Genomic DNA, 5,224 nt, shown 5'->3' with positions numbered 1-5,224 from the left:
GGCTGGAACCGGGGGCTCCGGGCCGAAGCGCGGATGCCGGGACGGGAGGCCGTCGCCGTGTACGTCGCTCATCTGCCGTCGGTACGGATGGGGCCGGCCGGGTTCGGGGCCGGGCGGCGGGACGAGAGCGCCCGGCTGCTGGGCGCCGCCCTTGCCGACGAGCCGCGGCAGCGCGTGATCCTGCTCGGCGACCTCAACGGGACCGTGGACGACCGCGGGCTGGATCCGGTCGGCGAGCAGGTGGCGTCCGGGCCGGGGTTCGCCTTCAGCTGGCCGGCCCGGTTCCCCGTGGCCCGGATCGACCAGGTCATGACCCGGAGGGCGACCGTCACCGAGGTGTGGTCGCTGCCCGCGACCGGAAGCGACCATCTGCCGGTGGCCGCGCGCATCAGGTGGTGAGCGCTGTCAACCGTGCAGGGGTTCCACCCTGATCGGGTGGATTGCCGTGTTCGCAGGCTGATGGGGCTGATGCGGTGAATGAGGCGCTGGAGGATGGGGCACCGCCAGCGTCGTCGAAGAGGTGTGTCCGCGTGGGTATGTCCGTCACCGAAGTTGAGCTGCCGCCGATCTTCTGCCCACTGGAACCGGGCATCCACTCCCGGGGTCCGCGGCATCGAGGCGCGGGCCGAGAAGTGGGTCAGGTCGAGCGGTATGGGCGGCGACGAGGAACTGGCGTGGATCGTCGCGAGCCACAGCGCCGACTTCTTCGCCCGCTTCGCTCCCACGGCCGACGCGGACCGGCTGCTGGTGGCCGCCCTGTGGGTGTACTGGGGCTTCGGCTTCGACGACGCGCGCTGCGACAACGGGCCCCTCAGCGCCGATCCGGGAGCCTTCGCCGCCCTGGCCGGCCGGGTGCAGCGGGCGGTCGAGCCCCCGTCGGCCGCCGCCGCCTCGGAGCCGTACATCCCCGCCCTCAAGGACATCGTCGGCCGGTTCCGCGCCTTCGGCGGACCCGCTCAGCTGCGACGGCGTGGTGGTGGGACGAGGGCCTGCTGAGCCGGTGAGGGGAGCGGCGGCCCGGTCCCGGGCCGCCGCTCTGTCGTGTCAGCGCGGGCGGGCCAGCAGGAGCGTCCACCAGCCCTGGCCGCCCCGGTTGCTCACCCCGACGCCCACGTGGCGGAAGGCGCAGGTAAGCATCACGGCGCGGTGTTCCGGGCTCTGCTTCCACCGGTGCAGGGCCGCCGCCGGGTCCTTTTCGGCGCGGGCGAGGTTCTCGGCCACCCTGCGCCACCGGTAGCCCTCGTCCGTGAGCCGGTCGCCCGGCCGGGAGGCGTGGGCGCCAGTGTGGGAGAGGTGCCCGGCGCGGGCCATGTAGGCGCTGTGCCGTTGCGCGGCCCTGGTCAGGGCGCGATGGCTCCGTACGGGCCGGCAGCTGTGACGGGCCCGCTCGCGGTTGAGGAGCCGCACCAGCACCCGGCGGGACTTCTGCGCGGAGGCCGAGGGGCGCCTCTCGTGCCCCGAGGGCCTGCGCGGCGGACGGAGCGCCTGGCCCGCCGAGGGGGGCCACGTCGCCTGCCAGACGTCGGGGAGGGGTGGCAGCGTGTGGGACTGGAAGTCGTGTACGGGCGGCTTCGGCCACGCGTAGTGCGGGGGAGGCGGCGGATCCGCGCTCGCGGGCGCGGCGGTGACTGGGGCCATGACGACAGCCATCGAAAGCAGGATCCACGTCAGTTTCCGGCGCACCCGGTGCCCTTTCTCTCTTTATGTCTACCGGCAGGTGAAAGCACTTGTTCTTCGACGATTATGGGGGCCTTCCCCTTCGGGGGAACCGTGGCGAATTCCGTTTCCGTTCGGGGTGGTTGGGGGGCGACTAGAGTTTTCCGCGTTCCGCCCCCCACATAAGAATGCGGATGTCGTTCTTCTCTCGCGCCGCGGCCGTGTCCGCCGTCGCCCTGGTCGCCTGCGGGCTCGTCTCCGCGTCCGCGGCTGCCGCCGTTCCCGCCCAGGCGCCCGCCTCCGTGTCCGAGGTCCGCCACCCGTACCCGCCCGGCGGCGGACCGCTGCGTTTCGGTCCGTTCGTCTTCCCGAGCAACGGCCAGGTCAGCGGCGGCTTCGCCTGGAACACGTCGAACCACCCGTTCTAGCGGCGCACCCGGCGGTGGGGCGTCACCGGCACGCGTCCGGTGGCGCCCCACCCCCGTCACCGCTTCAGGGTCGCCGCGCTGGCGACCAGTACCCCGACGACGCAGACCAGGATCAGCAGCGCGTCCCGGACGAACACCCCGGTGACGCCGGTGTGCCGGGCCGCTTCCCCGGCCGCCTGCACGGCGTACGTCATCGGCATCACCTTGGCCTGCGCGGCGAGCGACCCGTGCATCTCGTCGCGCGGGACGAACAGGCCGCAGACCAGGAACTGCGGCAGCACACCGGCGGGCAGGAACTGCACGGCCTGGAACTCGTTGCGCGCGAACGCGCTGACCAGCAGGCCGAGCGCCAGGCCGAGCAGCGCTCCCAGCATGGCGACGACCATGAGCAGGTACGCCGGTCCCTTGATCTCCAGGCCCAGCGGGCCGACGGCGAGGAGCGTGGAGAGCAGAGCCAGGAAGGTGAACGCGAGGCAGTAGCCGAGGACGATGTCCAGCCGCTGCATCGGCAGCGTGAGCAGCCGCTCGGCCGTCCCCGAGGTGCGCTCGCGCAGCGTGGACACCGACCCGACCAGGTACATCACGATGACCGGGAAGATCCCGAAGACCTGCGGGCCGACCCGGTCGAAGCTGCCGCCCGCGTGGCCGAACATCAGCTTCAGGAGCACCATCAGCATGCAGGGGATCACCAGCACCAGCGCGGTGCTGCCGCGGTCGCGCGAGAACTGCTGCAGGACCCGGTGCGCGGTGGCGACGGTGATGCTGGGGGTGAACGGCAGCTGACGGCTTGGGTGGTCATCGCGCGGCTTCCTGGGCGAAGAACGAGGCGTGCGCGTCCGCCGGTACGTCGACCAGTACGGATGCCGGGGACGGCGCCGGGACGAGGCCGGCCGCCACCGGCGGGCGGGTGGGCGCGGGAGCGCCCTGGGACGGGTTCACGAGCCGCATGAAGGCGCTCTCCACGCTGTCGCAGCCGGTGTGCGCGAGCAGTTCGGCGCGGTCGCAGGAGGCGAGCAGCTGACCGCCGCGCATCAGGAGCAGCCCGTCGCAGCGGTCCGCCTCGTCCATGACATGGCTCGACACGAGCAGGGTCGTCCCCTCGTCGGCCAGCCGCCGGAACACACTCCACAGCTCCCTGCGCACCAGCGGGTCGAGGGCGACCGTCGGCTCGTCCATGACCAGCAGGTCCGGCGTGCCCAGCAGCGCCACCGCCAGGGACACGCGCGAGCACTGACCCCCCGACAGGCGGGCGACGGGCTGGTCGGCGTACTCCGCCAGGTCGACCTCCTTGACGACCCGTACGACGGCGTCCTCCCGGCGCCAGCCCCGCATGCCCAGCGCCGCCGAGAAGTAGCGCAGGTTCTCCAGCACCGTCAGGTCGGCGTACACGGAGGGCGCCTGCGTGACGTACCCGACGCGGGAGCTGAGCGCGGGGGATCCGGCGGGGTGGCCGAGGACCTGCACGTGGCCGGCCGTGCTCCGCTGGATGCCGACCACGGAGCGCAGGAGGGTGGTCTTGCCGCAGCCGCTCGGTCCGAGCAGTCCCACGATCGACCCCCTGGGTACCGTGAAACTGATGTCGTCGAAAATGGCCCGGTTCCCCAGAGTGACGCGCAGACCGTACACATTGATTGCGGTGGGACCGAAGGCCGCCGGCCTTTTTGTGTGAATGTCGTCCCGCTTCACGTCGGTTCGTCGAAATGGCGCAGGGGCCACTGATTGAAACGGTGAAAGGCCCCGGGCGGTTACGCCGAATGCGGAAACCATTCGCGCGGAAATGCCGAATGAGGCCGGTCCCCGGTGTCAGTGATCGCGGTGTGTCAGCAGCAGCGCGATGTCATGCAACTGCCGGTAGACGGACGGTACGGGCTCGGCGCGCGCCAGGGCCCGCATCGCGGAGGTGACCTGATGCCTGGCCTCCAGCTCCGTCGCCTCCCGGCCGCCGGCCTGCTCGATCAGGCCGGTGGCGAGCGCGACGTCTGCCGCGTCCAGCGGCTCGGGGCGGCTGTAGAGCCGGGCCAGTCGCCGGCCCGCCGCGCCGCGGTCCGCCAGCGCGACGGCGACGGGCAGGGACTTCTTGCGCGCCGCCACGTCCGCTCCCACCGGCTTGCCGCTGCGTTCCGTCCGACCCCAGATGCCGAGCAGGTCGTCCACGCACTGGAACGCGATGCCCAGATGGCGGCCGAAGTCGCGCAGCCCGCCGACCCGGGACTCGGGCACCCCGGCGAGCACGGCCCCCAGCGCGCAGGCGCACGCCATCAGGGAACCCGTCTTCCCGCCCGCCATGGCCAGGTAGTCCCCCGGTGTCACGCCGTCGGTGCTCTCGAAGGCGACGTCCTGGCTCTGGCCGCGCAGCAGCTCGTCGAGGGCCGAGGACAACTCGCGCACGGCGGCGGCCCCGTAGGGGGTGGCGGAGGTGGTCAGCGTGGTCAGGCCGCTGATGAGCAGCGCGTCGCCCGTCAGTACGGCGGCGGGCACCCCGAAGACCGCCCACGCGGCCGGGCGGTGCCGGCGGAGCCGGTCGACGTCGATGACGTCGTCGTGCAGGAGCGAGAAGTCGTGCACCAGCTCGACCGCCACGGCCCCGGGAACCGCGCACTCGGCCGGTGCGCCGACCGCCTTGGCCGAGAGGAGCGCCAGGGCGGGCCGTACGGCTTTCCCCGCGCCCTCCGCCACCTCCGGCGGTGTCGGGCTGCCGTCGGCCTCGTTCCAGCCGCGGTGGTACCCGGCGACGCGCCGCTCCGGCGCGGGCAGCGTGTCCACCGCTTCCCGCAGCGCGGGCATCACCAGTTCCCGGGCCCAGGAGAAGACCCCCTGGTCGGTGGTGGTCGGGCGGAGGGGGGATGTGAGCAGTTCGTTGGGCACGGGCTCAGCTAAGCGAGACGGCGGGTGTGAGACGCCGCGACCGGCCTGCGTGATCACGAGATCACTGGAAGAGATGATGTACGGGCCAATTACCGATGGTCGGAGGGTCTGACGTACTGGCCCCGACGGTCAGATGCCGAGGGCGGCGCAGATCTTCTTGCCCCCTTCGGGGGACGGGGTGACGGTGACGAAGCGGGCCAGGAAGTTGACCAGGGTCAGGCCGTAGCCGCCCTCGTAGCCGGTGATGTCGGGGTGGCGCGGGCGCGGGCGGGACG

At 72.5% G+C, this 5,224-nt stretch carries 7 protein-coding genes; 3 read left to right on the top strand and 4 right to left on the bottom strand.

Going from position 1 to position 5,224, the window contains the following annotated elements; all coding sequences use genetic code 11:
* The coding region (locus tag E2E34_RS30920; RefSeq protein WP_341870242.1) for an endonuclease/exonuclease/phosphatase family protein at positions 1 to 399 on the top strand (399 nt) is incomplete at its 5' end.
* A gap of 252 nt (positions 400 to 651) precedes the next feature.
* Positions 652 to 996, top strand: a complete 345-nt coding sequence (locus E2E34_RS30915) for an isoprenoid biosynthesis enzyme family protein (RefSeq protein ID WP_138905165.1) — start codon at positions 652 to 654, stop codon at positions 994 to 996.
* A 48-nt stretch (positions 997 to 1,044) separates the two neighbouring features.
* Here the strand turns inward: E2E34_RS30915 and E2E34_RS30910 are convergent, their stop codons facing one another.
* Positions 1,045 to 1,650 carry a CAP domain-containing protein gene (locus tag E2E34_RS30910; RefSeq protein ID WP_138905164.1) on the bottom strand — a complete coding sequence of 202 codons (606 nt, stop codon included), beginning with the start codon at positions 1,648 to 1,650 and terminating at the stop codon, positions 1,045 to 1,047.
* 200 nt (positions 1,651 to 1,850) lie between these two features.
* On the opposite strand from E2E34_RS30910, the gene E2E34_RS30905 reads away from it, so the two are divergent.
* Positions 1,851 to 2,084, top strand: coding sequence for a hypothetical protein (locus E2E34_RS30905; RefSeq protein ID WP_138905163.1), 234 nt, complete (start codon positions 1,851 to 1,853; stop codon positions 2,082 to 2,084).
* Positions 2,085 to 2,140: 56 nt separating this feature from the next.
* Here the strand turns inward: E2E34_RS30905 and E2E34_RS30900 are convergent, their stop codons facing one another.
* From E2E34_RS30900 to E2E34_RS30890, 3 genes are all read right to left on the bottom strand, one after another.
* On the bottom strand, positions 2,141 to 2,818 hold the full coding sequence (locus E2E34_RS30900; RefSeq protein WP_341870243.1) for an ABC transporter permease: 678 nt from the start codon (positions 2,816 to 2,818) through the stop codon (positions 2,141 to 2,143).
* Positions 2,819 to 2,879: 61 nt separating this feature from the next.
* Entirely contained in the window at positions 2,880 to 3,716 is an 837-nt protein-coding gene (locus E2E34_RS30895) for an ABC transporter ATP-binding protein (RefSeq protein WP_244316297.1), read from the bottom strand.
* Between the two features lie 171 nt (positions 3,717 to 3,887).
* Entirely contained in the window at positions 3,888 to 4,949 is a 1,062-nt protein-coding gene (locus E2E34_RS30890; RefSeq protein WP_244316295.1) for a polyprenyl synthetase family protein, read from the bottom strand.
* Positions 4,950 to 5,224: the final 275 nt, after the last annotated feature.

This window comes from Streptomyces albidochromogenes, from assembly GCF_005981925.1.
In the GTDB taxonomy this organism is placed as follows: Bacteria; Actinomycetota; Actinomycetes; order Streptomycetales; family Streptomycetaceae; genus Streptomyces; species Streptomyces albidochromogenes.
This window is presented reverse-complemented; position numbering and strand designations above follow the sequence as displayed.